The organism is Microbispora hainanensis (genome assembly GCF_006874475.1).
Lineage (GTDB): Bacteria > Actinomycetota > Actinomycetes > Streptosporangiales > Streptosporangiaceae > Microbispora > Microbispora hainanensis.
In genome coordinates, this window is the sequence record NZ_VIRM01000044.1 from 52,949 (window position 1) to 78,850 (window position 25,902).

Genomic DNA, 25,902 nt, shown 5'->3' on the forward strand with positions numbered 1-25,902 from the left:
CCCTTGGGAGGGTCCGTGACTTCAGCAGCGGATGAATCAAACAACGAGGTGGCCGACCTTGTCGGCAAACTCGTGGCCCCTGAGGAGACGGACGGGGCCGAGCGGCGTCGGCTGCTCGGCCGCCTCAGCGGGGCCTTGGCAAGGTCCGCCGCGAAGACACGGGAACGCGGCGTCGGCCGGGGGCGATGGCTGGCCGACGTCTTCATGAACATCGCCCCGCGGTTACCGGTCAGGGACTACGAGACACTGCGGGACCACCACTACGGGCTCACCGGCGAGCAGCTCGCCGACGATCTCGTCAGGACCGCGGCGAAGGCGACGACGGCGGTCGGCGCGGTCGGCGGAGCGCTCGCCGCGGCGGAGTTCGCCGCCCCGCCGCTGCTGCTGTCCGCACCCGCCCAGATCGTGGCCGAGACGCTGGTCGTCGCGGCCATCGAGGTGAAGCTCCTCGCCGAGCTGCACGAGGTGTACGGCGTGAAGGTCCCCGGCAACGGAACCCAGAGGGCGGCCGCGTTCGCGCTCGCCTGGTCGAAGCAGCGGGGCGTCAACCCCCTCGCCCCCGGCTCGGCCACGATCGCTCTCGGGACCGCCGCGAAGACCGCCCTGCGCAACCGCCTGATGCGCACGCTCGGCCGCCATCTCACCACCCTCGGGCCTTTCCTCACCGGAGCCGTGGCCGGCGGGGCGCTGAACCGGGCCGCCACCAGGAGACTCGCCGCCGCGGTGCGCGCGGACCTGCGCCGCCAGAACGCCCTGCCGCCAAGCTGACCACCCCCCGAAGCCCCCCAAGTCCACCCTTCGAGGCCCCCAAGCCGGCCCCCGAGGCACCCAGGCCGGCACCCCCGAGGCTCCCCGCCGCCAGGCGGACACCCGGCGCCCGTCCCAATCGGCACTCTCCGGTCGCCCTGATCTTCCAGATAGAGAAGTGTCACCGATTGGTCTAAACCTGTTGGCGACCCCGGATGAGCTGCGTGAGATCATTCTCACAGTGATAGGCGTGGATTGTGCATGTTCTTACGGGTATGGGGGCACTGGTGACTTTCCGTATGGTGGTCACAGGCGACCACCTGGAGGGGATTCATGCGTGGCACCAGCTCGTTTCTGATCGTCGCGAACCGGCTGCCGGTCGATCGCGTGGGCGAGAACGAATGGCGGCGCAGCCCGGGCGGGCTCGTCACCGCCATCGCGCCCGTCATGCAACGGCGTGACGGGGCCTGGCTCGGCTGGACCGGAGCGGCGGGGGAGGAGCTGAAGCCCTTCGACCACGACGGGATGCACCTGATCCCCATCCCGCTGTCCCAGCTCGAGGTCGAGCTCTACTACGAGGGCTTCTCCAACGCCACGCTGTGGCCGCTCTATCACGATGTCGTCGCCACGCCCGTCTACTCGCGCGTGCTCTGGGACGCCTACCGGGCCGTCAACGAGCGGTTCGCCCGCGCGGCCGCGGACGCCGCCTCGCCGGGCGCGGTCGTGTGGGTGCAGGACTACCAGCTCCAGCTCGTGCCCGCGATGCTGCGCAGGCTGCGGCCCGACCTGAAGATCGGCTTCTTCCTGCACATCCCGTTCCCGCCGGGCGAGCTGTTCTACCAGCTGCCCTGGCGCAACGAGATCCTCGAAGGGCTGCTCGGGGCCGATCTCGTGGGCTTCCAGCGGCCGGGAGGCGCCCACAACTTCCTGCGGCTGTGCCGCCGCCTGCTCGGCCTGCCGCACCTCCGCAACGCGATCCAGCTTGAGGACCGGACGGTCCGTGCCGAGTCGTTCCCGATCTCGGTCGACTTCGGCGAGATGGACCAGCTCGTCCGCGAGCCGCGCATCCAGCAGCGGGCCAAGGAGATCCGTGCCGAGCTGGGCGACCCCGAGCACGTGCTGCTCGGCGTCGACCGGCTCGACTACACCAAGGGCATCGGCCAGCGGCTCAAGGCGTTCGGCGAGCTGCTCGACGACGGCGCGGTCAAGCCCGACGAGGCGGTCTTCGTGCAGGTGGCCACGCCCACCCGTGAGCGGGTCGCCGAATACATCCGGCTGCGCAACGACATCGAGCTGAGGGTGGGGCGCATCAACGGCGAGCACGGCGTGCTCGGCCGCATGCCGATCTCCTACCTCCACCAGTCGTACCAGAAGGAGGAGCTGGCGGCGCTCTACTGCGCGGCCGACGTCATGGTCGTCACGCCGCTGCGCGACGGCATGAACCTCGTCGCCAAGGAGTACGTCGCCTGCCGCCACGACCTGCGCGGGGCGCTCGTGCTGAGCGAGTTCGCCGGCGCGGCCGACGAGCTGCGCCAGGCGTACATGGTCAATCCGTACGACATCGCCGGCATGAAGCGGGCGATGCTGACGGCGATGCGGGCGACCCCGCACGAGCTGGCGCGCCGGATGCGCTCGCTCAGGCGCAGGGTCGCGACCTACGACGTGGACAGGTGGGCCAGCGACTTCCTCACGGCCCTGGAATCGGGGGAGCCGGCCGCTTCTAGGGAGTGAGGTCCCGGGCGGCGTCCTTCCAGGAGCGCCACTTCTTCGCCGCCGAGCGAGTGACGACGATTCGCGTGATCTCCATGCCCAGGCCCATCACCACGGCGTACGCGATGGCCTCGCCGAGCCCGATCTCGGGGGAGTCGGCGCTCGCCGGCGGCTTCTTGCCGGTCGCCCTCTCCCACGCGAACGCCAGAAGCTTGCGCGAGCAGAAGCCGACCGCCAGGCCGAGCAGGCCGCCGACGATCCGCCACTGCATGTCGGGCTTGTCCGTCGCGCTGAGTTCGCGCTTGGCCTCCCGTGCCATGTCCGCCATGATTCCTCCTCGATAACGACCTTAGTGTCTCCCCGCGGGGTGACGGTCCACGCCATACCATGTGGTGGCATGACCGAACAGCGACTCCACGCAGCCATGCCCGAGAAACCGACGCTCGACGGCTTGGAAGCGGTATGGGTAGCGCGCTGGGAGGCCGAGGGCACCTACCGGTTCGACCGGTCCCGGAGCAGGCACGAGGTGTACTCCATCGACACCCCGCCGCCCACGGTCTCCGGGTCCCTTCACGTGGGGCACGTCTTCTCCTACACGCACACGGACACGATCGCCCGCTACCAGCGGATGCGGGGGCGCGAGGTCTTCTACCCGATGGGGTGGGACGATAACGGGCTGCCCACCGAGCGCCGCGTGCAGAACCACTTCGGGGTGCGCTGCGACCCCTCCATGCCGTACGACCCGGACTTCACGCCGCCCGAGAAGCCGGACGCCAAGCGGCAGGTGCCGATCTCGCGCCGCAACTTCATCGAGCTGTGCGAGCGGCTGACCGCCGAGGACGAGAAGGCGTTCGAGGAGCTGTGGCGCCGTCTCGGCCTGTCGGTGGACTGGTCGATGACCTACGCGACCATCGACGGGAACGCCCGGGCGGCGTCCCAGCGGGCGTTCCTGCGCAACCTCGCCCGCGGCGAGGCGTACGTCGCCGAGGCCCCGACCCTGTGGGATGTGACGTTCCGCACGGCCGTCGCCCAGGCCGAGCTGGAGGACCGGGAGTGGCCCGGCGCCTTCCACCGCATAGGGTTCGAGCGGCCCGGCGGGGAGACGGTGTGGATCGAGACCACCCGCCCCGAGCTGATCCCGGCCTGCGTGGCGCTGGTCGCCCATCCCGACGACGAGCGCTACCGGCCGTTGTTCGGCGCCACCGTCCGCACCCCGATCTTCGGGGTCGAGGTGCCGGTCGTGGCCCATCACCTCGCCGAGCCCGGCAAGGGCTCCGGCATCGCGATGATCTGCACGTTCGGCGACGTCACCGACGTCACCTGGTGGCGCGAGCTCGACCTGCCCACCCGGCCGGTGATCGGCTGGGACGGCCGAATGCTCCCCGAGCCCCCGCAGGGCGTGCCGGCCGAGCCGTACGCCGAGCTGGCCGGCAAGACCGTGCACAGCGCGCGCGAGCGCATCGTGGAGATGCTGCGCGAGTCCGGCCACCTGGACGGCGAGCCGCGCAAGATCCAGCGGCCGGTGAAGTTCTACGAGAAGGGCGACCGGCCCCTCGAGATCGTCACCACCCGCCAGTGGTACATCCGCAACGGCGGCAGGGACCCGAAGCTGCGCGCCGAGCTGCTGGAGCGCGGCAGGGAGCTGGAGTGGCACCCGCCGCACATGCGGGTCAGGTACGAGAACTGGGTGGAGGGCCTGGCGGGCGACTGGCTGATCTCCCGCCAGCGGTTCTTCGGCGTGCCGATCCCGGTCTGGTATCCGCTCGACGCCGACGGCGAGCCGGTCTACGAGGCGCCGATCGTCCCGCCCGAGTCGGCGCTGCCGATGGACCCGTCCAGCGACGTGCCGCCCGGCTTCTCGGAGGACCAGCGGGGCAAGCCGCTCGGCTTCACCGCCGACCCCGACGTCATGGACACCTGGGCGACGTCGTCGCTGAGCCCGCAGATCGCCGGCGGGTGGGAGCGCGACGACGACCTGTTCCGCCGCGTGTTCCCGATGGACCTGCGGCCCCAGGCCCACGAGATCATCCGCACCTGGCTGTTCTCCACGATCGTGCGGTCGCACCTGGAGCACGGCGGGCTGCCCTGGCGGCACGCGGCGATCTCCGGGTGGATCCTCGACCCCGACCGCAAGAAGATGTCGAAGTCCAAGGGCAACGTGGTCACGCCCATGGGCCTGCTGGAGGAGTACGGCTCCGACGCGGTCCGCTACTGGGCCGCGAACGGGCGTCCCGGCACCGACACCGCCTTCGACACCGGGCAGATCAAGATCGGCCGCCGGCTGGCCATCAAGATCCTCAACGCGTCGAAGTTCGTGCTCGGCTTCCGGTCCGAGGGCGGCGGCGAGGTGACCGAGCCGGTCGACCTGTCCATGCTGGCCGCGCTGGCGGCGGTCGTCGCCGAGGCGAGCGAGGCGTTCGAGGCGTACGACTACACCAGGGCGCTGGAACGGACCGAGCGCTTCTTCTGGTCGTTCTGCGACGACTACGTCGAGCTGGTCAAGGCCCGCGCGTACGATGGGGACGCCTCGGCCGTCGCGGCCCTGCGGCGGGCGCTCGACGTGCTGCTGCGGCTGTTCGCGCCGTTCCTGCCGTTCGTGACGGAGGAGGTCTGGTCGTGGTGGCGGGAGGGCTCGGTGCACCGCGCGTCGTGGCCGTCTCCCGAGGAGCTGCCCGAGGCGCGGCACGGCGACCCGGCGGTGCTGGAGGCCGTGGCGGAGGTGCTCCGCCGGGTGCGGCGGGCCAAGTCGGAGGCGCGGCTGTCGATGCGGGCCGAGGTCGCCCGGCTCACCGTGTCGGGCGCCCAGGCGGACCTCGTCCGGCTGGCCCAGGACGACCTGTGCGCGGCCGGCAACGTCGAGGAGTTCGTCCTCGAACCCGGTGAAGGACCGCTCGACGCGGTCGCCGAGCTGACCTCGTGAAGCCGTGGCGCTGACCGCGCGAGGCCATCGCCGGCCGCCGTCGTCCCTTCGCGGGACGGCGGCGGTCGGCGAAGTTTGGGACGTTCCAGGACGTTCCCGGGCGTTTCGGCGCGCGACCTGGGGGCGGCGTAGGCTTGAGGGCGAAACGACCGCCATACGCGCGTAAAACGGCTGCGCGTCCCGCCCGCCGACATGCCAGTCTGGATCCGTGATCCCGTCTAACCGCAGTACCACCGAGAGAGTCCCGCCGACGCTGGCGACGATGGCCGCGTGGAGCTGGCGGCTGCTGCTGCTCGGCGGGATGATCTACGTCCTGTGGCTGATCATCGACAGAATCAGCTTCGTCGTCATGCCGGTGGTCGTCGCGCTGCTGCTCGCGGCCCTGCTGCACCCGCTGACCCGGCGGCTGCGCGCCACCGGGCTCCGGCCGATCTACGCCACATGGATCACGATGCTGCTCGGCCTCGCGCTGATCGTCGGCATCGGGTTCCTGATCGGCGTGCGGGCCAACGAGGAGTTCCCCCGGCTGGTCCTGCAGATCCAGGTGACCGCGCGCAACGTGCAGGACTGGCTGCTCCACGGGCCGCTCCAGCTGAAGGAGGCGCAGATCGCCGACTTCGTGGACCAGCTCAGCAGCCAGATCACCCAATATCGCAGCCAGATCACCAGCACGCTGCTGAGCGGCGCCACCGCCGTCGTCGAGGTGCTCACCTCCATCGTGCTGATCCTGTTCGTGACCTTCTTCCTGCTGAAGGACGGCGACCGGATCTGGGCCTGGTTCCTGCGCGCCTTCGGCAGTGCCACGCCCCGCGTGGACGCCGCGGGCCGCGCCGCCTGGGCGACGATCTCCCACTACGTGCACGGCACGGTCGCGGTGGCGGCCATCCACGGGCTCGTGATCGGAGTGGTGCTCGCCGGGATGCAGGTGCCGCTGTGGGCGCCCCTCGCGGTGCTGGTCTTCCTGGCCAGCTTCATCCCGATCGTCGGCATCCTGTTCGCGGGCACCATCGCGACGCTGGTGACCTTCGGCTCCCGGGGCTGGTTCCTGGCGCTGATCTTCGTGGGCGTCCTCGTGGTCGAGCAGCAGCTGGAGAACCACGTGCTCCAGCCGCTCATCGTGGGCCGGGCCCTGGAGTTCCACCCTCTGGCGATCATCCTCGTCCTCGCGGTGGGCGGTGTGCTCGGCGGCATCGCGGGCGCCGTGGTGGCCGTTCCGCTCACGGCGGTCATCTACCGCGCGCTACCCGAGCTGCGCCGCGGCCGGCCCGCCATCGAAGCGGCGGCAGAAGGCGGCCCACCGGGCGCCGGGGAGCCTGGACCCGAGGGCGCACCCCCGGGCCCGGAGTCTGACGCCGTGGAGTCCGGCGCCGTGGAGTCCGGCGCCGTGGAGACCGGCGCCGTGGAGACCGGCACCACGGAGCCGGGCGCCGGGGAGCCCGCGGCCTCCCGGCCCGCCGCCTCCGGTGAGGGCGGGCAGAAGCAGGAGACGGCACGCCCGCCATCCGGCACCGGAGAGGCGGTGTCCCCCCAGCGCAACGGGTAGGGTCTTGCCTCATGAGCTGCCCTGTGCCGAACTCCGGACTGCCGGGCCCGAGACGGGCCCCGGCCGCCGCTCGCGGGATCGAGGCCGCCCGATGAGCGTCGAGATCCTGATCCACCGGCTCGACCCGGATCTTCCGCTCCCGTCGTACGCGCATCCGGGTGACGCCGGGGCCGACCTGTATGCGGCGGAGGACGTGGAGTTGCTGCCCGGCGAGCGGGCGGTCGTGCGGACCGGCGTTGCCATCGCGCTGCCGGACGGGTACGCCGCCTTCGTCCATCCGCGTTCGGGCCTGGCGGCCCGGCACGGCGTCACGCTGGTCAACGCGCCGGGAACGATCGACGCCGGCTACCGGGGCGAGATCAAAGTGACGATGATCAATACCGACGCGAAGGACCCGGTGCGGTTCCGGCGTGGCGACCGCATCGCCCAGCTCGTGGTCCAACGGGTGGAACGGGCGGCGTTCTACGAGGTCGACCGGTTGCCCGGCTCCGTACGGGGCACGAACGGGTTCGGCTCGACGGGGAGCTGACACCCCGGGGCCCGGGAAAACCGGGCCACGATGCGAGGAGAGTGAGAGAAGTGTTGCGACGCCGGCGACGCGCGGAGGAGGAGAGCGCACCAGCTTTCGTGCGGGAGGAGAGCCACGCCCCGGCGCGGGCGACGGGCCCCTGGGACGCCGAAGACGACTACCCGGAGGCCGAGCGCGTGGACCTGGGGGGCCTTCGCCTGCCCGTTGGTCCCGGATTCGAGATCCAGCTCAGCATGGCGGGCGACCAGGTCGACGGTGTGATCGTCCTGGTCGAGGAGAGCGCCCTGCAGGTGAACGCCTTCGCCGCGCCCAAGCGCAGCGGGATCTGGGACGAGGTACGCGCGGAGCTCGCCCGTGAAGTGGTGGCCGCGGGCGGCTCGGCCGAGGACCGCGAGGGTCCGTTCGGGCCCGAGATCGCGGCCGAGGTGCCCGTGCAGAGCCAGGGCCAGGCGCAGGGACGGCAGCCGGTGCGCTACCTCGGCGTCGACGGCCCGCGCTGGTTCCTCCGCGCCGTGATCAGCGGCAGGGCCGCGGTCGACCCGGAGGCGGCGCGGACCCTGGAGGACGTCGTGCGCGGCATCGTCGTCGTACGCGGCGACGAGCCGATGCCGCCCAAGGAGGCGATCCAGCTCCGGCTGCCCGCCGAGGCCCGGCAGGCCATGGAGGAGCAGCAGGCATCCCGGCAGCAGGAGTTCCGGCCCTTCGAGCGTGGTCCGGAGATCAGCGAGATCCGCTGACATCCGTCCGGGATGTGCCGGTTGACCGAATCGGGAGGCAAGGCCAGCCCTGACCGTCCTTCTGGCCCGTGGGCGGCTCACGTATGCTGCGGTGGGAAACGACCGGCCTAGGCTGGAAGCCAGGACGACGAATCCCTCCAAAGGGATCGCGAACGAGGAAGCTGGGTGAGTGACCGATGGGCACGCCGGAGCCTGCCAAACGCGGCGGACTGCGGGGCTTCTTCCGACGGCTGACCACCAGCCAGGCCGAGCTGGAGGCCGCCGAGCTCCAGGAGGACCTGGAGCAGGAGGGGGCCACGCCCATCGCGCGGTGCGGTGAGCGTCAGCGAACGTGCGTGGCGGGCACGCTGCGCACCGTGACCCTCCGCCCGCGCGGCGGTGCGCCCGCCCTGGAGGCGGAGCTGTACGACGGGTCGGACGTGATCGACCTGGTCTGGCTCGGCCGCCGGAAGATCGCCGGCATCGAGCCGGGCCGGGTGGTGCGGGCCGAAGGGCTGGTCAGCGTCCAGGACGGCCGCAAGGTGATGTTCAACCCCCGCTACGAGCTACGCCCGGCCGGTGGCCCTTGATCTCTCAGGAGACCGTATGAGCACAGCGGACATGACGGCCCCCGCGGCGCACGCCACGGTCGAGGCGGCGGTGCGCGCCCAGATGAGCAAGGCGCTGGGAGGCAAACGCGGGATCGTCGAGGCGGCCGTGCCCACGCTCGCCTTCACCGGCACGTGGATGGGCACTCAGGAGCTGAAGCCCTCTCTGATCGTCGGCATCGCCTCGGCGGTGGTGCTCCTGCTGGTGCGGATCGCGCAGCGGAGCACCCCGCAGTTCGTGCTCAACAGCCTCGTCGGCATCGGGATCGGCGCGTTCTTCGCGGCCCGCACCGGTGACGCCAAGGACGTGTTCCTGCCGGGCATCCTCTACAACGGGGCCTACGCCGCCGGCATGCTGCTGTCGATCGTGATCCGCTGGCCGATCGTCGGCTTCCTGATCGGCTCGGTGACGGGCGACCCGACGGCCTGGCACAACGACAGCGCGCTGGTCCGGCTGTGCTCGCGGCTCACGTGGCTGCTCATGCTGCCCTGTCTGCTGCGGGTGGTGATCCAGCTGCCGCTCTACTGGGCCGACCAGGTGACCGCCCTCGGCGTGGCCAAGATCGCCCTGGGCTGGCCGCTGCAGGTCGCGGCGCTCGCCGCGATGGTGTGGGTGCTCGCCCGCGGCCGCACCCCGATCCAGCCGCAGCCGTCCGTCTGACGATCACGCGGAAACGACTCAGGCCCCGGGTGCGCGCCCGGGGCCTGAGCCGTCTGCGGATCAGGGACGTTCGTGGGCCGACAGCAGCTCGGTGAGCTCGTGCTCGACCTCCTGGCTGGCCACGAACAGCAGCTCGTCGCCGGCCTCCAGCGGGTCGTCGGCCGAGGGCACCAGCACCCGGCCCTCCCGCAGGATCGCCACGAGGGCGGAGTCCACGGGCCACGGCACCGAGCCGGCCCGCTGGCCGACCACCGGCGCGTCCTCGGCCAGCGTCAGCTCCACCAGGTTGGCCTGGCCCTGCCGGAAGGTCATCAGGCGCACGAGGTCGCCGACGCTGACCGCCTCCTCGACCAGGGCCGACAGCAGGCGCGGGGTGGAGACGGCGACGTCCACGCCCCACGACTCGTTGAACAGCCACTCGTTCTTGGGATGGTTGACCCGGGCGACCACCCGCGGCACGCCATACTCGGTCTTGGCGAGCAGCGAGACCACGAGGTTGACCTTGTCGTCGCCGGAGGCGGCGATCACGACCTGGCAGCTGTTCAGCCCGGCCTCGTCCAGCGAGGAGATCTCGCAGGCGTCGGCGAGCAGCCACTCGGCCCGCGGCACACTGTCGATCTTGATGGCGTGCGGGTCGATGTCGATGAGCAGGACCTCGTGGCCGTTCTCCAGGAGCTCCGCCGCGATGGAGCGGCCGACGGCTCCGGCGCCGGCGATGGTGACGCGCATCAGTGCTCCTCGTCGGACGGCGGGGCGGACAGCGTCTTGTTGATGCGGTCCATGTCGTTCTCGGCGGCGACCAGGTGGAGGATGTCCCCTTCCTGGACGACGGTCGCGTCCTTCGGCACGAGCGCCTCGCCCATACGGTTGAGGAAGGCCACGCGCGCGCCGGTGACGTTCTCGATCTCCCTGGCCCGGGTGCCGATCCAGCCCGGGTGGAAGGCCACCTCGGCCAGGACGACCGTGCCGGTCGGGTCGCGCCAGAGGGGTTCGGCGCCCTCGGGCAGCACCCGGCGCAGGATCTGGTCGGCGGTCCAGCGGACCGTCGCCACGGTGGGGATGCCGAGCCGCTGGTAGACCTCGGCCCGGCGCGGGTCGTAGATGCGGGCGACCACGTTGTCCACGCCGAACATCTCGCGGGCGACCCGGGCGGAAATGATGTTGGAGTTGTCGCCGCTGCTGACGGCGACGAAGGAGGCGGCCGAGGCGATGCCGGCCTCTTCGAGAACGTCGCGGTCGAAGCCGATGCCCGTCACCCTGCGGCCGCGGAAGCCCGCCCGCAGCCGCCGGAAGGCCTGCGGGTCGCGGTCGATCACGGCGACCGAGTGCCCGTTGTCCTCAAGGATGTGCGCCAGGGTCGAGCCGACCCGTCCGCATCCCATGATCACGATATGCATGCTCCCCCGCCGTGGGTTGTGGCGGTCTCCTAATGGAGACAGTATGTCGCCAGTGCCCCACACCGCATGACTCGGGAGCGGCACCGGGGGACTAGGCTCGTCAGACGTGTCCAAGGTGCCAGATCTTGTCAAGCGGCTTCTCGTGGGGCGGGCTCTGCGGAGCACGGCGCTCCACCATCAGCTGCTGCCCAAGCGTGTGGCACTGCCCGTCTTCGCCAGTGATGCCCTGTCCTCGGTGGCGTACGCGCCGCAGGAGATCCTGGTCATCCTGTCGATCGGCGGGGTCGGCCTCTACAGCCTCAGCCCGTGGGTCGCCGCGGGTGTCGTCCTCGTCATGCTCACGGTGGTCGCCTCCTACCGCCAGACCGTGCACGCCTATCCCAGCGGCGGCGGCGACTACGAGGTGGCGACGACGAACCTGGGACCCACCGCGGGACTGACCGTCGCGAGCGCGCTGCTCGTCGACTACGTGCTGACCGTGGCGGTGTCGGTCGCGAACGGCGCCGACTACGTGGGCGCGACGATTCCCTTCGTCGCCGAACACCGGCCTCTGGTCGCGGTGGCCATCGTCGCGCTGCTGACGGTCATGAATCTGCGCGGCATCCGGGAGTCGGGCGTCGCGTTCGCCGTCCCGACGTACGCGTTCATGATCGCCGTTATCGGGATGGTCGCGTGGGGCCTGTTCCGGCTGGTCGTGCTCGGCGACGAGCTGCGCGCGCCGACCGCGGACTATCACATACTCGCGCAGCAGACCAACCTCGCCGGATTCGCGATGGCGTTCCTGGTGCTGCGCGCCTTCTCGTCGGGATGCGCCGCGCTGACCGGCGTCGAGGCGATCAGCAACGGCGTGCCGGCGTTCCGCAAGCCCAAGAGCAAGAACGCCGCGACGACGCTGCTGATGATGGGCCTCATCGCGGTCACGATGTTCAGCGGGATCATCTTCCTCGGCCTCAAGTCGGGCGTGAAGCTGACCGACCCAGCCGTCGCCGCCACCCACGTCATCATCAACGGCCGCCCGGCCGGGCCCGGCTACTACCAGCAGCCGATCATCGCGCAGGTCGCCTCGGCCGTCTTCGGCCACGGCTCGTTCCTGTTCGTCGTGATAGCCGCGGTGACCGCCCTCATCCTGTTCCTGGCCGCCAACACCGCGTTCAACGGCTTCCCGGTGCTCGCCTCGATCCTCGCCCAGGACCGCTATCTGCCGCGCCAGCTCCACACCCGGGGCGACCGTCTCGCGTTCAGCAACGGCATCATCATCCTCGCCGCCGGGGCCTGCCTGCTGATCTGGGCGTTCGACGCGGACGTGAGCAAACTGCTCAACCTCTACATCGTCGGCGTGTTCGTCTCGTTCACCCTCAGCCAGATCGGCATGGTCCGGCACTGGACCCGCCTCCTGAAGACCGAGAGCGACGCGCGGGCGCGCTTCCGCATGATGCGCTCGCGGGTGATCAACGGCTTCGGCGCCGTCATGACCGGGCTCGTGCTCGTCGTCGTGCTCGCCACCAAGTTCACGCACGGCGCGTACATCGTCTGCATCGCGATGCCGGTGCTCTTCCTCATGATGAAGGGCATCAGGCGGCACTACGACCGGGTCGCCGAGGAGCTCGCCGCGCCGGAGGGGCACGAGGCCGACGAGTCGCTGCTGCCGGCCCGCAACCACGCGATCGTGCTCGTCTCCAAGATCCACAAGCCGACGCTCCGCGCGCTCGCGTACGCCAGGGCGACCCGCCCGTCCACCCTGGAGGCCGTGACCGTCAGCGTGGACGCCGACGAGGCGAGCCGGCTCAGGGAGGAGTGGGACCGGCGCGGCATCGCGGTGCCGCTGAAGATCCTCGACTCGCCCTACCGGGAGATCACCGGCCCGGTGCTCGAGTATGTGAAGTCGCTGCGGCGGCGCTCGCCCCGCGACGTCGTGACGGTCTACATCCCCGAATACGTGGTCGGCCGCTGGTGGGAGCACCTCCTGCACAACCAGAGCGCGCTGCGGCTCAAGGGAAGGCTGCTGTTCAAGCCCGGGGTGATGGTCACGAGCGTGCCGTTCCAGCTCGCCTCCTCCGACCGCCTCAAGCGCCGCAGGGAGCCGTCCGCTCCCGGCGCCTCCCGCCGCTCCTATCAGTCGCCGTCGAAGAACTCGCAGATCAAGGCATGAACGACAGGAAAGAGGCCGACATGGGCGGCGCACGGCTCGAACTGACGGTGGACGCCGTCGCCAACGGCGGCTGGTGTGTGGGCAGGCACGAGGGCCGGGTGGTCTTCGTCCGGCACGCGCTGCCCGGCGAGCGGGTGGTCGCCGAGGTCACCGAGGAGACCGCGCGGTTCCTGCGGGCCGACGCGGTCGAGATCCTGCAGCCCTCGCCCGACCGGGTCACGCCGCCCTGCCCGTTCGCCGGTCCCGGCCGCTGCGGCGGATGCGACTGGCAGCACGCGTCGCTGGAGGCGCAGCGCCGGCTCAAGGCCGACGTGGTCGCCGAGCAGTTCCGGCGTCTCGCGGGCCTCGACCTCAAGGTCGTGGTCGAGGAGGTGCCGGGGCCGGAGGACGGCCTCGGCTGGCGCACCCGCGTGCGGTTCGCCGTGGAGCCGGACGGCACGGCAGGGCTGCGGCGCCACCGGTCGCACGAGATCGAGCACGTCACCGAGTGCCTCATCGCGCATCCCGCCGTCGAGGAGGTCGGCGCGGAACGCCTCGCCTGGCCGGGCGCCGCCGCCGTGGAGGTGGTGGCGGCCTCGGGCGGCGACCGCGCCGTGATCGTCGAACCCGTCCCACGCCGCCGCGCGGACATCCCGGACGTGGACGCCGCGGTCCTCCTCGACGAGGGCAGGCGGGGCACCCGCGCGCTGCGTGGCCGGGCCTCGCTGACCGAGCGGGTGGGCGAGCGCGACTTCCGGGTTACCGCGAGCGGATTCTGGCAGGTCCACCCGGGTGCGGCGGCCGCCCTGCTCGGCGCGGTGCTCGACTTCGGCCGGCCCGAGCCGGGGGAGTGGGCGCTCGACCTCTACTGCGGCGCCGGTCTGTTCGCCGCCGGGCTCGCCGAGGCCGTCGGCCCGGAGGGTGCCGTGCTCGGCATCGAGTCCGAGCCGCAGGCGGCGCAGGACGCCCGGTTCAACCTGCGTGACCTGCCGCAGGCGCAGGTCGAGCGGGGCAGGGTCGAGGAGGCGCTCGACCGGCTCCGGATCGAACGGGCCGATCTGGTGGTGGCCGACCCGCCCCGCGCGGGTCTCGGCCGTCCCGTGGTCGAGCGCGTCGCCGGTCTGGAGGCCTCGCGCGTGGTGTACGTCTCGTGCGACCCGGCCACGCTGGCCAGGGACGTCGCCTGGTTCGCCGGGCTCGGCTACCGCCTGGAGGACCTGCGGGCCTTTGATCAATACCCGATGACTCAGCATGTGGAGTGCGTCGCGCTGCTCGTCAGGGACTGACCCGCCTCACGGGCGGGGGCGGCCATGCCGGCGACCAGGAGGTCGGTCAGCCTCCGCACCGCCGCGGCCGTGCGTTCGGGCGAATCCGCGCGCAGGGAGGCGATGGCCACCAGTCCGATCCGTACGTCCTCGAACGACAGCTCGGGACGGACGTGGCCCGCGCTCCGGGCGCGTTCGATGAGCCGCTCCAGCCTCCGGACCTGTGCGCGGCGCTGCCCGGCGATCGTGGCGCCCGCGGGGTGGGAGCCGAGCAGCGCCTGGTTCAACCCGCGGTGCCGCACCTGGTGGTCGGCGAACCTGCGGATGGTCGCGCGCAGCGCCCGCCAGGGGTCGGGGTCGTCCAGGGCGGCGCGCATCTGCGCGCGGCACACCGTCACCTGCTCGGCGAGCACGGCGGCGACGAGGTCCTGCCGCGACGGGAAGTGCCGATAGACGGTCGCGACGCCGAGGCCGGCCCGCCGGGCGATCTCGTGCATGGGAAGGTCGAGACCGTCCGCGGCGAACGCGGCACGGGCGACCGCCAGGAGATGCCGCCGGTTGTGCTCCGCGTCGGTCCGGGGTTTCCGCGTCAAAGTCGTCCTTGCCCCTCTCGCTTCCGGCGATCCGAGACGGTCGCTGCCGTGTGCCCGCCTACCGTGGTCGGCGGCCACTCGGAACAGCCGGAAAGGTGATTATGTTCCCGGACGCGTAAATGTCTGCCATGCGGTTCGACGGGTTCGATCCCCCCGAGCGCTGATCAGAACTCCGCATCGACGCTCTAACCGTGGGTGCGCTGTGCAGGATCAGCTGTGCAGGATCAGCTGTGCAGAATCACCGGGGGCGTACGGGATTGGCGCCGGGCGTCACCTCGGGGAGGGCGGCGCCCGGGTCGGCGCCTGTGCCGGGGACGGGCGGCCGGGCCAGGATCCGCAGGACGTCGTCGGCCGGCTTGGCGCCCCGCAGGGACAGCCAGCCCAGGCCGTTGCGGGCCCGGTACGCCGCCAGCCGCCCGGCCTCGCCGGGGCCGAGGTCGCCGGCGCCGGAGAGGACCGGCACGAGGCCCATCCGCCGCCACGCCCGGTCGGGCGGCACGTCGAGCGCCGCGGCGATCTGGAGGCGCGCCGCCCGGGCCGCGACGGCAAGGTCGTGGAGGTTCGAGACGCCGGAGGCGACGGGCACGAGCAGGCCGACCGACTCGATCTCCACCCCCTCCTCACGGGCCGCCCGCAGCATGTCCTGGTCGGCCGGTTCCAGGCCGTGGCGGGAGGCGGGAAGCGTGAACGTGATCCGCAGCGGGCGGCCGCGTGCCCGCGCCTCGCGCTGCAACCGGGCGACGGCGGCGGCGCGGCGGCCGACGGCGGCGGGCCCGGCCGACCCGCCGGCCTCGAAGTCGACGCCGGGAGGGTCGAGTGCCGTGACGACGTGGCGGTAGGCCGAGAGCAGCCTGGCCGGGTTCTCGCAGGTGGCCGCCAGCTCCTGCCCGTACGGCCCGCCGAACGTCGGCCACACCTCGCCGCCGTCGCCCCGAAGCCGTTCGATTCGCGCGGCGACGGAGTCCCCGCCGCGTGGTCGCGCCCCCGCCCAGTGGGGAGCGCAGCCGCCCGGACCGGCGACGATGTGACCCATGGTGAACGAGCGCACGCCCGCCCGCAGCAGTTCGGGGCGTGGTTCTCCGGCGGCGTCGAGGAACCCCCGATAAAGGGTCGCGGGCTCGTGGGCGGGGGGATCGGCGGTGGGCGGGGCCGGCGAGGCGACCGTCTGGCGTGCGGCGACCAGCGTCTCCGGCACCGGGGAGGCCGGAGTCCGCTCACCGGTGGGCGTGGCCGTGACACCAGGCGTGGCCCCGGGCATCATCCCGGGCCCCGCGTTCCAGCCGGGCGGCGCGGGGGGCAGGGCCCACACGGCCGCACCGGTGCTCGCGACGAGCGCGGTCGACGCCAGGAGGACAAGGGAGCGCGGGGGGCGGCCCGCTTCGCGGGAATGACGTGCGGAGTCCACGCTCACCACCCTGAGTTGCGATGCGACCACGTTGCGCACAGGCGGCTCGCACTCTAGCAAGCCGAGGACCGGGGAGCAGGGATAATGGACAGATGAAATTGAGGATCTTCACCGAACCCCAGCAGGGGGCGAGCTACGACGACCTGCTCACGGTGGCGCAGGCGGCCGAGCGGCTCGGGTTCGACGCGTTCTTCCGGTCCGACCATTACCTGCGGATGGGCGAGGGCGACCCCTTGCCGGGCCCGACCGACGCGTGGATCACTCTGGCCGGTCTCGCCCGGGAAACCTCGCGCATCCGGCTGGGCACGCTGGTGAGCGCCGCGACGTTCCGCCTGCCCGGGCCGCTGGCGATCAGCGTGGCGCAGGTCGACCAGATGAGCGGCGGCCGTGTCGAGCTCGGCCTCGGCACCGGCTGGTTCGAGGAGGAGCACACGGCGTACGGGATTCCCTTCCCGCCCCTGGGCGAGCGGTTCGAGCGCTTCGAGGAGCAGCTCGAGATCGTGACCGGGCTGTGGGCGGCGACCAAGCCGTTCTCCTTCACGGGCGCGCACTACCAGCTGGCCGACTCCCCGGGGCTGCCCAAGCCGGCGCAGCGGCCCCGGCCGCCCATCATCATCGGCGGCGGCGGCGCCAAGCGGACGCCTCGGCTGGTCGCCCGGTTCGCCGACGAGTACAACGTGCCGTTCCACCTTCCCGAGGACACCGCCGCGGCCTTCGACCGGGTCAGGCAGGCGTGCGACGCCGTGGGCCGGGAGACCGTCCTGCTGTCGGCGGCGCAGGTCGTCTGCGCCGGGCGGGACGAGGCGGAGATCGCCCGGCGCGCCGCCAACATCGGCCGCCAGGTCGACGAGCTGCGCGTCAACGGGCTGGCGGGCACGCCGCAGGAGATCGTGGACAAGATCGGCCGGTTCGCCGAGATGGGCGCCGAGCGTCTCTACCTCCAGGTCCTCGACCTGCACGACCTGGAGCACCTGGAGCTGATCGCGGCCGAGGTGCTTCCGCACGTGTGAGAACAGCGCTCCCGCACGTGTGAAAGCAGGGCTGTTGTGTGGGAGCGGCGCACCGTGCGGCCTGAAAAGGCATAGCCGGTCGAAGGGGGCATCCGGCACACTTTGCCGGGTGCTCCTCACGATCTCGACGACTCTGCGGCCCGCCACGGACCTCGGCTTCCTCCTGCACAAGCATCCCGACCGGGTGCAGGAGTTCGAGCGGTCGTTCGGCACGGCGCGGGTCTTCTACCCTGAGGCGGGCGAAGACCGGTGCACCGCGGCGCTGCTGCTCGAGGTCGACCCGGTGCGGCTCGCCCGTTCACGGGACTCGTCCTCACCCGACTTCTCCCTCCGGCAGTACGTCAACGACCGGCCGTACGCCGCGTCCTCCCTGCTGGCGTCGGCGCTGGCCGACGTGTTCCGCACGGCGCGGACCGGGCGGTGCAACTCCCGTCAGGACCTCGCGGACGGGCCGATCCCCCTGGAGATCCGCCTGCCCGCGCTGCCGTGCCGGGGAGGGGCCGATCTGGCGCACCGGCTGTTCGGGCCGCTGGGCTGGGAGGTGGGCGCCGAGGCCGTGCCGCTGGACCCCGATTTTCCCGAGTGGGGCGAGTCGCGCTACGTACGGCTCGCGCTGCGCGGGAACGTGCGCCTGGCCGACGCGCTCAACCACTTGTACGTGCTGCTCCCGGTGCTGGACGACGCCAAGCACTATTGGCTGGCGGGCGACGAGGTCGACAAGCTCGTCCGCGCCGGTGGGGGGTGGCTGGCCGGCCATCCGGAGAAGGGACTGATCACCCGCCGCTACCTCGGCCGGCGGTGGGCGCTCACCCGCACCGCCTTCGCCCGTCTCGCCGAGCTCGGCGACGACGTGGAGGAGACCCTGGACCCGCCGGTGGAGGAGGAGCCGGGCGCCGACCCCTCCGCCTCCACGGCACCGGCCGGCGGAGTCGGCGGAGCCGGGCAGACCGAGCCCGCCACCGTCGAGCCCGCCACCGTCGAGCGCGGCACCCCCGAGCCGCCGGATGCCGCGCCCAGCGAAGGGACGGATGAGGGCCGGGTGCCGTTGAACACGCTGCGCCGGGAGGCCGTCGTGGCGGCGCTGGAGGAGATCGGCGCCCGCAGCGTGCTCGACCTCGGCTGCGGTTCGGGGCAGCTGCTCTCGGCGCTGCTGGCCAAGCCGTCCTTCACCAAGGTGGCCGGCATGGACGTGTCGGCCCGCGCGCTCGCGATGGCCGGCCGCCGTCTGCGCACCGACCGGATGCCGGACGCCAAACAGGCCAGGCTGGAGCTGTTCCAGGGCTCGCTGACCTACACCGACGCGCGCCTCGCCGGATATGACGCCGCGGTGCTGATGGAGGTCGTCGAGCACGTGGACCCGCCGCGGCTGCCGGCGCTCGAACGCGTGGTCTTCGGCACCGCCCGGCCCGCACACGTGATCGTCACCACGCCCAACGTGGAGCACAACGTCAGATACGAGCTGCTCGCGGGGGCGCGCCGCCACCCCGACCACCGGTTCGAGTGGAGCCGGGCGGAGTTCGCCGCGTGGGTGGCGGGCGTGTGCGAGACGTACGGCTACGCGGCCGATCTGCGGCCGGTGGGCGAGGACGACCCCGAGGTGGGCCCGCCCACCCAGATGGCGGTCTTCAGCAGGAGGGAGGAGCGGCCGTGACCGAGATCAGCGTGCCGGAGCTGTCGCTGGTGGTGCTCGTGGGCGTCTCCGGGAGCGGCAAGTCGACGTTCGCGGCCCGGCACTTCGGGCCCACGCAGGTCGTCTCGTCCGACTTCTGCCGGGGCCTGGTCTCCGACGACGAGAACGACCAGACCGCGACGCCCGAGGCGTTCGAGCTGCTCCACCACATCGTGGGCATCCGCCTGCGCCGGGGCCTGCTCACAGTGGTGGACGCGACCAACGTGCAGTGGGAGGCCCGCAAGAAGCTCATCGAGCTGGCCAGGTCCCACGACGTTCTCGCCGACGCGATCGTGCTCGACGTGCCGGAGGAGGTGGCGCGCGCCCGCAACGCGGGCCGTCCCGACCGGGCGTTCGGCCCCCACGTGATCACCCGGCAGCGCAAGGAACTGCGCCGGTCGCTCGGCAAGATCTCCAAGGACGGTTTCCGCCGGGTCCACGTCCTGCGCGGCGACGAGATCGACGACGTGACCATCACGTACGAGAAGGCGTGGACCGACAGGACCAACCTCACCGGGCCGTTCGACATCATCGGCGACGTGCACGGCTGCCGGGCCGAGCTGGAGTGCCTGCTGGCCAAGCTCGGCTGGGAGGTCGGGCCGGACGGCGCCGTCCACCCCGAGGGGCGTACGGCGGTCTTCGTCGGCGACCTGGTCGACCGCGGCCCGGACACGCCGGGCGTGCTGCGGCTGGTCATGAGCATGGTCGAGGCGGGGACCGCGCTGTGCGTGGCGGGCAACCACGAGCAGAAGCTGGTGCGGGCCCTCGACGGCCGCAAGGTGCGGGTCGCCCACGGACTGGAGCGGTCGCTGGAGCAGCTCGCCGCCGAGCCGGAGGAGTTCCGCGCGGCGGCCAGGACGTTCATGGACGGCCTCATCAGCCACTACCGCCTCGACGGCGGCAGGCTGGTGGTCGCGCACGCCGGGCTCAAGGAGGCCTACCACGGGCGGGCCTCCGGGCGGGTGCGGGCGTTCGCCCTGTACGGCGACACGACCGGGGAGACCGACGAGTACGGCCTGCCGGTGCGCTACCCCTGGGCGAACGACTACCGGGGGCGGGCCATGGTCGTCTACGGGCACACCCCGGTGCCCGAGCCGGAGTGGGTGAACAACACCATCTGCCTCGACACCGGCGTGGTCTTCGGCGGGCGGCTGACCGCCCTGCGCTACCCCGAGCGCGAGCTCGTCTCGGTGCCGGCCGAGAAGGTCTGGTATGAGCCGGCCCGTCCGCTGGCCGCCGCCACCCCCGCCCGCGACCCCGGCGTGCTGGACATCGGCGACGTGGACGGCACCCGCTTCGTGGAGACGCGGTTCGGCGGCCGGATCAAGGTCGCGGAGGAGAACTCCCGCGCCGCGCTGGAGATCATGAGCCGGTTCGCCGTGGATCCCCGCTGGCTGGTCTACCTGCCGCCGACCATGGCCCCGCCGGAGACCTCCACACTGGAGGGCTACCTGGAGCACCCGGCCGAGGCGTTCGACGAGTTCGCCCGGGCGGGGGTGACCCGGGTGGTGTGCGAGGAGAAGCACATGGGCTCGCGCGCGATCGCCGTGCTGGCGCGGACGCCGGAGGCGGCGGCCCGCCGCTTCGGCATCGCCGACGGCACGACGGGCTGCGTCTACACCCGGACCGGGCGGCCCTTCTTCGACGAGCACATGCCGGAACTGGTCGACCGGCTGCGCGAGGCGGCCGCGCCACTCTGGGATGCGCTGGAGACCGACTGGGTCGTGCTCGACTGCGAGCTGCTGCCGTGGTCGGCCAAGGCGGAGGGACTGATCCGCGACCAGTACGCCTCGGTGGGCGCGGCCGCCCGGGTGGCGCTGCCCGAGGCGGTCGCGGCGCTGGAGATGGCGGCGGGACGTGGCCTGGATGTAGGCGCTCTGCTCGACCGCACCCGCCGCCGTGCACACAACGCTGCCCGGTTCCGTGACGCCTATGCCCGCTACTGCTGGCCGGTCTCGGGTCTCGACGGCGTACGGCTCGCGCCGTTCCAGATCCTCGCGTGCGAGGGCCGGGCGACGGCGGTGGCGGAGCCGCACGAGTGGCACCTGAAGACGCTCGGCCTGATGGACTCGCCGCTCGTCGCGCCGACCCGCCACGTCTTCGTCTCCCTCGACTCGCCCGAGGAGCGGGAGGCGGCGGTCGCGTGGTGGACGGCGCTGACCGAGGCCGGGGGCGAGGGCATGGTGGTCAAGCCCGCCGCCCACCAGGAGGGACGGGTGCAGCCGGGCGTGAAGGTGCGGGGCCGCGAATACCTGCGGATCATCTACGGCCCCGACTACACGGAGTCGCTCGGCGTGCTGCGGCGCCGGTTCACCGGCAGGAAACGGTCGCTGGCGCTGCGGGAGCACGCGCTCGGCCTGGAGGCGCTGACGCGGCTGGCCGAGGGTGAGCCGCTGTGGCGGATCCACGAGGCGGTCTTCGCCGTGCTCGCGCTGGAGTCCGAGCCGGTCGATCCCCGTCTGTGAGACCGGACGGCCCCCGGGCACGGCTTCCCGCCCACGCTCGGGATCCGTGCCCGGGGGCCGGGTTCAGGGGGTAGGTGAGGGATCAGGCTCAGTGAGGGATCGGGTTCAGCGGGACTCGGTCGCGGTGGGGGCGTCCGCTCCGGCGGCGGCCGGCTCGGCCAGGTCCACGCTGTCGCGCAGCCGCACCTGCGGGAGGAACAGCACGGCGAGGATGCCGACGACCGCGATGCAGGCCGAGATCAGGAAGATGTGGCCGGTGGCGTCGCCGTAGGCGGCGCGCACGATGGTGCGGATCGGCTCGGGCAGCGCCCCCATGTTGAGGCTGCCGCCGCCGCCGCTCTGGGTCGCGGGCACCGGGATGCCGGCCTTGGTCAGGCCCGTGGTGATGTTCTCGGTGACCTGGCCGGCCAGCACCGCGCCGAGGACCGAGACGCCGATCGTGCCGCCCAGCGAGCGGAAGAACGTGACCGCGCCGCTCGCGGCGCCAAGCTCGCGCAGCGGCACGGTGTTCTGCACGGCCAGGACGAGGTTCTGCATGGACATGCCGACGCCGGCGCCGACCACCAGCATCCCCGCGCCGACGACGACCAGCGAGGTCTCATGGTCGATCATCGACAGGGCCGCGAAACCGAGCGTGAGCACGATCGAGCCGACGAGGATGTAGGGCTTGACCCGTCCGCTCCGCGACACCATCCGCCCGGAGACCGTGGACGACACGAGCACGCCGAACATCATCGGGATGGTGAGCAGGCCCGCCTCGGTGGGGCTGTAGCCGCGGCCGATCTGGAAGTACTGGCCCAGGAAGACCGCACCGCCGAACATCGCCATGCCGACGGCCAGGCTGGCGAGGATCGCGAGGGCCGGGGTGCGCCGCCGGACGACGTGCAGCGGGACGACCGGCTCGCGGACCACGGACTCCACCCAGACGGCGACGCCCAGCAGCACGACCGAGACGCCGACCATGGCGAAGGTCTGCCAGGAGATCCAGTCGAAGGAGTTGCCGACGAAGGTGACCCAGACGAGCAGGATGCTCACGCCGGCGGCGATGAGGAGCGCGCCGGGGTAGTCGACCGAGGTGCCCGGACGGCGGACCGTGACGATGTCGAGCGTGCGGTGCAGGACGATCAGCGCGATCGCGGTGAACGGGATCGGCAGGAAGAAGCACCACCGCCAGCCCAGCCAGGACGTGTCGGTGATCAGGCCGCCCAGCAGCGGCCCGCCGACCGTGGCCACGGCCATGACCGCGCCGAGGTAGCCGTTGTACTTGCCCCGCTCCTTCGGGCTGATCATCGCGGCGATGATCACCTGGACGAGGATCTGCAGGGCGCCCATGCCCAGGCCCTGAACCGCGCGGAAGGCGATCAGCATCGCCGTGTTCTGGGCGAAGCCGCAGGCCAGCGAGGCGACGAGGAAGATGCCGATGGCGATCTCGAGCAGCAGCTTCTTGCTGAACAGGTCGGCGAGCTTGCCCCAGATGGGGGTCGAGGCGGTCGTGGTGAGCAGGGCGGCCGTGACCACCCAGGTGTACTGCGACTGTGTGCCGTTCAGCGAGCCGATGATCTGGGGCAGCGAGACCGACACGACGGTGCTGCTGATCATCGCGAGGAACAGGACGAGGAGCAGGCCGCTCAGCGCTTCGAGTATCTGCCGGTGGCTCTTGGCCCCCGTCTCCGGCAGCGTTGGTGCGCTCACGCGCAGCCTCCAATCCGATGGGTGAGGACAACTGCCTCAAGATTACATGCCCACTGGGCAACTTTGCCCAGTGGGCAATATTTTAGCGGCTAAGCTTGGCCCACGATGGAGACGACGGCGGGGCTGCGCGAGCGTAAGAAGGCCGAGACGCGGCAGGCGATCCACAAGGCCACGATGCGGCTCGCGGTGGAACGCGGGCTCGACCACGTCACCGTCGACGACATCGTGGAGGCCGCCAACGTCTCGCGCCGCACCTTCTCCAACTACTTCGGCAACAAGGAAGACGCCCTCCTGTACGGCGAGGAGCAGCGCATCCGGTCCCTGGTGCGGGCGGTCCGCGAACGGCCGGCGGGGGAGTCGGGGTGGCAGGCGCTGCGCGGCGCCGTACGCGACGAGCTGGAGGACGTGGGCGAGCCCGACCGGGAGTGGGCGGTGCGCACCTTGCTGACCCGGCGCCATCCGGCCCTGCTCGCCCGGCAGCTCGCCAACCATGCCGAGCTGGAACGGGAACTTGTGCAGGCGATCTGCGACCGAGAGGGATCGGGAGAGCCGGGCGGCGACCTGAAGCGCCGCATCATGGCCGGTGCCTTCCTCGTCGCGTTGCGCATCGCGACCAACATCTGGATCGAGGAGCAGGAGGCCCGCCCGCTCTCAGAGATCATGGAGCAGGCCCTCGACGAGGTGGCACGGCCCTTCGCCTGAGCCCGGGGTCCTTCCTGGGCTCCTTCCTGGGCTCCTGTCCGGCTCAGCCGGTGAAGCGGGCCAGGAACAGCGAGAGCCTGAGGTCGTGGAGCTCACGCGGGAGGCGGCCGCCCCGCATGAGGGTCACCAGGCCGTGGAGGGCAGCCCAGAAGGTCTCGGTCAGAGCGCCCAGGTCGTCGTCGCCCGAGTAGGGGCGGACGGCCTCGGCCAACTCGCCGAAGGCCGCCTGCAGGGCGGGCGGGGCCTCGGGGGTGGCGAACGGCAGCGGGACGTCCAGGCTGAATATCACGTCGTAGAGGGCCGGGTGCCGGTCGGCGAAGGCCACGTAGGCCGCGCTGACGCCGGCGATGGCGTGGCGGGCGTCCGGCGCCGCGGTCCGGGCCGCGCGCAACTCCACGGCCAGGTCGGCGCAGCTCTCCACGGCGACGGCCGCCATGATCGCGCCCTTGCCCTTGAAATGGCTGTAGAGCACAGGCTGGCTGTATTCGACCCGCTCGGCCAGCCGCCGGGTCGTGACCGCCTCCCAGCCCTCGGCCTCGGCCAGCTCCCGGGCCGCCGTGATGATCAGCTTCTCGCGCTCGGCGCGCTCGCGCTCCTTGCGTGACTGGATGGACATGCTCCGAACTCTAGCAGCGCTAGCGCTTATCGCACTGCTCTGCTAGCGTCGTTTTCGTTCCTAGCGCTGCTAGATCTCGGAGAGAGACATGCTCACGCCCATCGCGTACGGCCTCGCCATCGTCCTCAACCTGTTCGTCGTATACATCGGGGCCCGCTTCCTGTTCGCGCCCCAGGCGGCGGCCGCGGGCTACGGCGTCCCGGGCAAGAAGGACGGCGACGGCGCCTATCTGACGATCAAGGGCCTGCGTGACGGGACCTACGGACTGCTGGGCCTGGCCCTGCTGGCCTTCGCCGGCGCCCGTGCCGAGGCCTGGTACATGCTGGTCGTCGCCCTGCTGCCCCTGGGCGACACGCTGATCGTGCTGCGCAACGGCGGCAGCCGGGCGGTCGCGTTCGGCGTCCACTTCGCGACCGCCGTGGTCGTTCTGATCAACGCCGCCCTGCTCTTCGCCGTCTGACCCCCGTACCCGTCGCACCGCCTTCGTAAGGAATCCCGAATGTCGCTGGTCGTCCCCCGCTTCGCCGAATCCGTGATCGTGCGCTCCGCCGACGCCGAGGTCATCGGCAGGATCCCCATCACCATGCGGCTGCTGGCCGACAGCAGCGCCACGGGCGGCGCCCTGTCCGCCCAGCGCATCACCCTCGCCGACGGCGCGGACGGCGCCGCTCCCCACCACCACGCCGGCTCCGCCGAGCTGTTCTACCTGCTCGACGGCCGCGCCCAGCTCCTGAGCGGAGACGAGGTCGTCACCGCGGAACGCGGCGACCTCGTCATCGTCCCGCCCGGCCTCACCCACGCGTTCGCCGCCGCCCCCGGCCACGACGCCGACATCCTCATCGTCGTCACGCCGGGGGTGGAGCGCTTCGAATAGTTCCGTCAGCTGGAGCGCATCGCCTACGGCAAGCAGCCGCCGGAGTCCCTCCTCGAGGTTCAGGAGCTCTACGACAACCACCTGCGCACGAGCGACGTCTGGAACGCCACCAGGAGCGGGCAGGCCGTCTAGCGCAAGCTGGACCGGATCGAGTGCGCCCTCACTCAGCGGCCGGAGCGGACCTTCGCCCTCGATGAGTTCGGCCCGCTGGGCATCCGCCCCACTCACGGGTCCGGGTGGGCGGAGCAGGGGCGGCCGGACCGGCTGCCGGCCACTTACCACCGCACCCGCGGCATCACCTACTTCCACGGCTGCCACTCCGTCGGCGACGACCTGCTGTGGGGCGTGGTCCGGCGGCGCACGGGCATCGACCACACCTGGGCCGTGCTGCGCTCCATCCGGGCTGCCCGCCCCGACGGCGCTTCCATCTACGTCATCTTGGACAACCTGTCGGCCCACAAGAACTGGCGCATCCTGGCTTGGGCGAAGAACAACACGGTCGAGCTGTGTTTGGAGCGCCGCCGTCACACGCCTACCTACGCCGGCGCAACGCCGACGCCCGCCACCCCGACGTCCTCGCCGCCCAGCGCCGCGAACGCGCCCGAGTTCGTAGCGAGAGAGGCATCCGCTGGGGCGGCCGACCACTCTCAGC

At 71.8% G+C, this 25,902-nt stretch carries 23 protein-coding genes and 1 pseudogene; 17 read left to right on the forward strand and 7 right to left on the reverse strand.

What is annotated here, in order from left to right; translation table 11 throughout:
- The first annotated feature begins 15 nt into the window (after positions 1-15).
- Together FLX08_RS28825 and FLX08_RS28830 are read left to right on the forward strand one after the other, a co-directional pair.
- The gene (locus tag FLX08_RS28825; RefSeq protein ID WP_244312967.1) at positions 16-768 is read left to right on the forward strand and encodes a hypothetical protein; all 753 of its coding nucleotides are present in this window, start codon (positions 16-18) and stop codon (positions 766-768) included.
- A 312-nt stretch (positions 769-1,080) separates the two neighbouring features.
- Complete coding sequence (locus FLX08_RS28830; protein ID WP_142623344.1) at positions 1,081-2,478, forward strand: alpha,alpha-trehalose-phosphate synthase (UDP-forming); 1,398 nt, start codon at positions 1,081-1,083, stop codon at positions 2,476-2,478.
- Here FLX08_RS28830 and FLX08_RS28835 read toward each other — a convergent pair.
- Entirely contained in the window at positions 2,468-2,785 is a 318-nt protein-coding gene (locus tag FLX08_RS28835) for a DUF4235 domain-containing protein (RefSeq protein ID WP_142623346.1), read from the reverse strand. The genes FLX08_RS28830 and FLX08_RS28835 overlap by 11 nt on opposite strands.
- Before the next feature lie 69 nt (positions 2,786-2,854).
- Between FLX08_RS28835 and valS the strand changes: the two genes are divergently transcribed.
- The 6 genes from valS (at position 2,855) to FLX08_RS28865 (ending at position 9,434) form a co-directional block, all read left to right on the forward strand.
- A complete protein-coding gene (valS, locus tag FLX08_RS28840) occupies positions 2,855-5,377 on the forward strand; it encodes a valine--tRNA ligase (protein ID WP_142623348.1) in 2,523 nt (840 codons plus the stop codon).
- Positions 5,378-5,639: 262 nt separating this feature from the next.
- Positions 5,640-6,920 (forward strand): AI-2E family transporter, encoded by a 1,281-nt coding sequence (locus FLX08_RS28845; protein ID WP_244312968.1) that lies wholly within the window; start codon positions 5,640-5,642, stop codon positions 6,918-6,920.
- A 91-nt stretch (positions 6,921-7,011) separates the two neighbouring features.
- Positions 7,012-7,449 (forward strand): dUTP diphosphatase, encoded by a 438-nt coding sequence (gene dut, locus FLX08_RS28850; RefSeq protein ID WP_142623350.1) that lies wholly within the window; start codon positions 7,012-7,014, stop codon positions 7,447-7,449.
- Positions 7,450-7,499: 50 nt separating this feature from the next.
- A complete protein-coding gene (locus FLX08_RS28855) occupies positions 7,500-8,186 on the forward strand; it encodes a DUF3710 domain-containing protein (RefSeq protein WP_142623352.1) in 687 nt (228 codons plus the stop codon).
- A gap of 176 nt (positions 8,187-8,362) precedes the next feature.
- Positions 8,363-8,755: an OB-fold nucleic acid binding domain-containing protein gene (locus FLX08_RS28860; protein ID WP_142623354.1), complete on the forward strand. Its 393-nt coding sequence runs from the start codon at positions 8,363-8,365 to the stop codon at positions 8,753-8,755.
- Positions 8,756-8,771: 16 nt separating this feature from the next.
- Positions 8,772-9,434 (forward strand): DUF3159 domain-containing protein, encoded by a 663-nt coding sequence (locus FLX08_RS28865; protein WP_142623356.1) that lies wholly within the window; start codon positions 8,772-8,774, stop codon positions 9,432-9,434.
- A gap of 60 nt (positions 9,435-9,494) precedes the next feature.
- Here the strand turns inward: FLX08_RS28865 and FLX08_RS28870 are convergent, their stop codons facing one another.
- Both FLX08_RS28870 and FLX08_RS28875 read right to left on the reverse strand, forming a co-directional pair.
- Positions 9,495-10,163 carry a potassium channel family protein gene (locus FLX08_RS28870; RefSeq protein ID WP_142623358.1) on the reverse strand — a complete coding sequence of 223 codons (669 nt, stop codon included), beginning with the start codon at positions 10,161-10,163 and terminating at the stop codon, positions 9,495-9,497.
- A complete protein-coding gene (locus FLX08_RS28875) occupies positions 10,163-10,831 on the reverse strand; it encodes a potassium channel family protein (RefSeq protein WP_142623360.1) in 669 nt (222 codons plus the stop codon). Before FLX08_RS28875 ends, FLX08_RS28870 begins: the two co-directional genes overlap by 1 nt.
- A 106-nt stretch (positions 10,832-10,937) precedes the next feature.
- Here FLX08_RS28875 and FLX08_RS28880 point away from each other — a divergent pair, with 106 nt between their 5' ends.
- Together FLX08_RS28880 and FLX08_RS28885 are read left to right on the forward strand one after the other, a co-directional pair.
- Positions 10,938-12,980 carry an APC family permease gene (locus tag FLX08_RS28880; RefSeq protein ID WP_142623362.1) on the forward strand — a complete coding sequence of 681 codons (2,043 nt, stop codon included), beginning with the start codon at positions 10,938-10,940 and terminating at the stop codon, positions 12,978-12,980.
- Complete coding sequence (locus tag FLX08_RS28885; RefSeq protein WP_244312969.1) at positions 12,977-14,245, forward strand: class I SAM-dependent RNA methyltransferase; 1,269 nt, start codon at positions 12,977-12,979, stop codon at positions 14,243-14,245. The genes FLX08_RS28880 and FLX08_RS28885 overlap by 4 nt, the downstream gene beginning before the upstream one ends.
- Here the strand turns inward: FLX08_RS28885 and FLX08_RS28890 are convergent.
- Positions 14,206-14,817 carry a TetR/AcrR family transcriptional regulator gene (locus FLX08_RS28890; protein WP_142623363.1) on the reverse strand — a complete coding sequence of 204 codons (612 nt, stop codon included), beginning with the start codon at positions 14,815-14,817 and terminating at the stop codon, positions 14,206-14,208. The two genes, FLX08_RS28885 and FLX08_RS28890, sit on opposite strands and share 40 nt — an antisense overlap.
- 238 nt (positions 14,818-15,055) lie before the next feature.
- Entirely contained in the window at positions 15,056-16,222 is a 1,167-nt protein-coding gene (locus FLX08_RS28895; protein WP_142623365.1) for a glycoside hydrolase family 18 protein, read from the reverse strand.
- Between the two features lie 92 nt (positions 16,223-16,314).
- Between FLX08_RS28895 and FLX08_RS28900 the strand changes: the two genes are divergently transcribed.
- From FLX08_RS28900 to FLX08_RS28910, 3 genes are all read left to right on the forward strand, one after another.
- Positions 16,315-17,232, forward strand: a complete 918-nt coding sequence (locus FLX08_RS28900; RefSeq protein ID WP_142623367.1) for an LLM class F420-dependent oxidoreductase — start codon at positions 16,315-16,317, stop codon at positions 17,230-17,232.
- A gap of 109 nt (positions 17,233-17,341) precedes the next feature.
- A complete protein-coding gene (locus FLX08_RS28905; RefSeq protein WP_142623369.1) occupies positions 17,342-18,883 on the forward strand; it encodes a 3' terminal RNA ribose 2'-O-methyltransferase Hen1 in 1,542 nt (513 codons plus the stop codon).
- Positions 18,880-21,366 carry a polynucleotide kinase-phosphatase gene (locus tag FLX08_RS28910; RefSeq protein WP_142623371.1) on the forward strand — a complete coding sequence of 829 codons (2,487 nt, stop codon included), beginning with the start codon at positions 18,880-18,882 and terminating at the stop codon, positions 21,364-21,366. The genes FLX08_RS28905 and FLX08_RS28910 overlap by 4 nt, the downstream gene beginning before the upstream one ends.
- Before the next feature lie 105 nt (positions 21,367-21,471).
- Here FLX08_RS28910 and FLX08_RS28915 read toward each other — a convergent pair whose 3' ends face one another.
- Complete coding sequence (locus tag FLX08_RS28915) at positions 21,472-22,965, reverse strand: MDR family MFS transporter (protein WP_142623393.1); 1,494 nt, start codon at positions 22,963-22,965, stop codon at positions 21,472-21,474.
- Between the two features lie 198 nt (positions 22,966-23,163).
- On the opposite strand from FLX08_RS28915, the gene FLX08_RS28920 reads away from it, so the two are divergent.
- A complete protein-coding gene (locus FLX08_RS28920) occupies positions 23,164-23,760 on the forward strand; it encodes a TetR/AcrR family transcriptional regulator (RefSeq protein WP_142623373.1) in 597 nt (198 codons plus the stop codon).
- A 43-nt stretch (positions 23,761-23,803) separates the two neighbouring features.
- Here the strand turns inward: FLX08_RS28920 and FLX08_RS28925 are convergent, their stop codons facing one another.
- Positions 23,804-24,376: a TetR/AcrR family transcriptional regulator gene (locus tag FLX08_RS28925; protein ID WP_142623375.1), complete on the reverse strand. Its 573-nt coding sequence runs from the start codon at positions 24,374-24,376 to the stop codon at positions 23,804-23,806.
- 88 nt (positions 24,377-24,464) lie between these two features.
- Between FLX08_RS28925 and FLX08_RS28930 the strand changes: the two genes are divergently transcribed.
- The 3 genes and pseudogenes from FLX08_RS28930 to FLX08_RS43285 form a co-directional block, all read left to right on the forward strand.
- The gene (locus tag FLX08_RS28930) at positions 24,465-24,836 is read left to right on the forward strand and encodes a DUF4267 domain-containing protein (protein ID WP_142623377.1); all 372 of its coding nucleotides are present in this window, start codon (positions 24,465-24,467) and stop codon (positions 24,834-24,836) included.
- 39 nt (positions 24,837-24,875) lie between these two features.
- Positions 24,876-25,250 (forward strand): cupin domain-containing protein, encoded by a 375-nt coding sequence (locus tag FLX08_RS28935; protein WP_208761725.1) that lies wholly within the window; start codon positions 24,876-24,878, stop codon positions 25,248-25,250.
- A 135-nt stretch (positions 25,251-25,385) separates the two neighbouring features.
- Positions 25,386-25,902, forward strand: a pseudogene (locus FLX08_RS43285) (transposase); the annotation flags it as partial.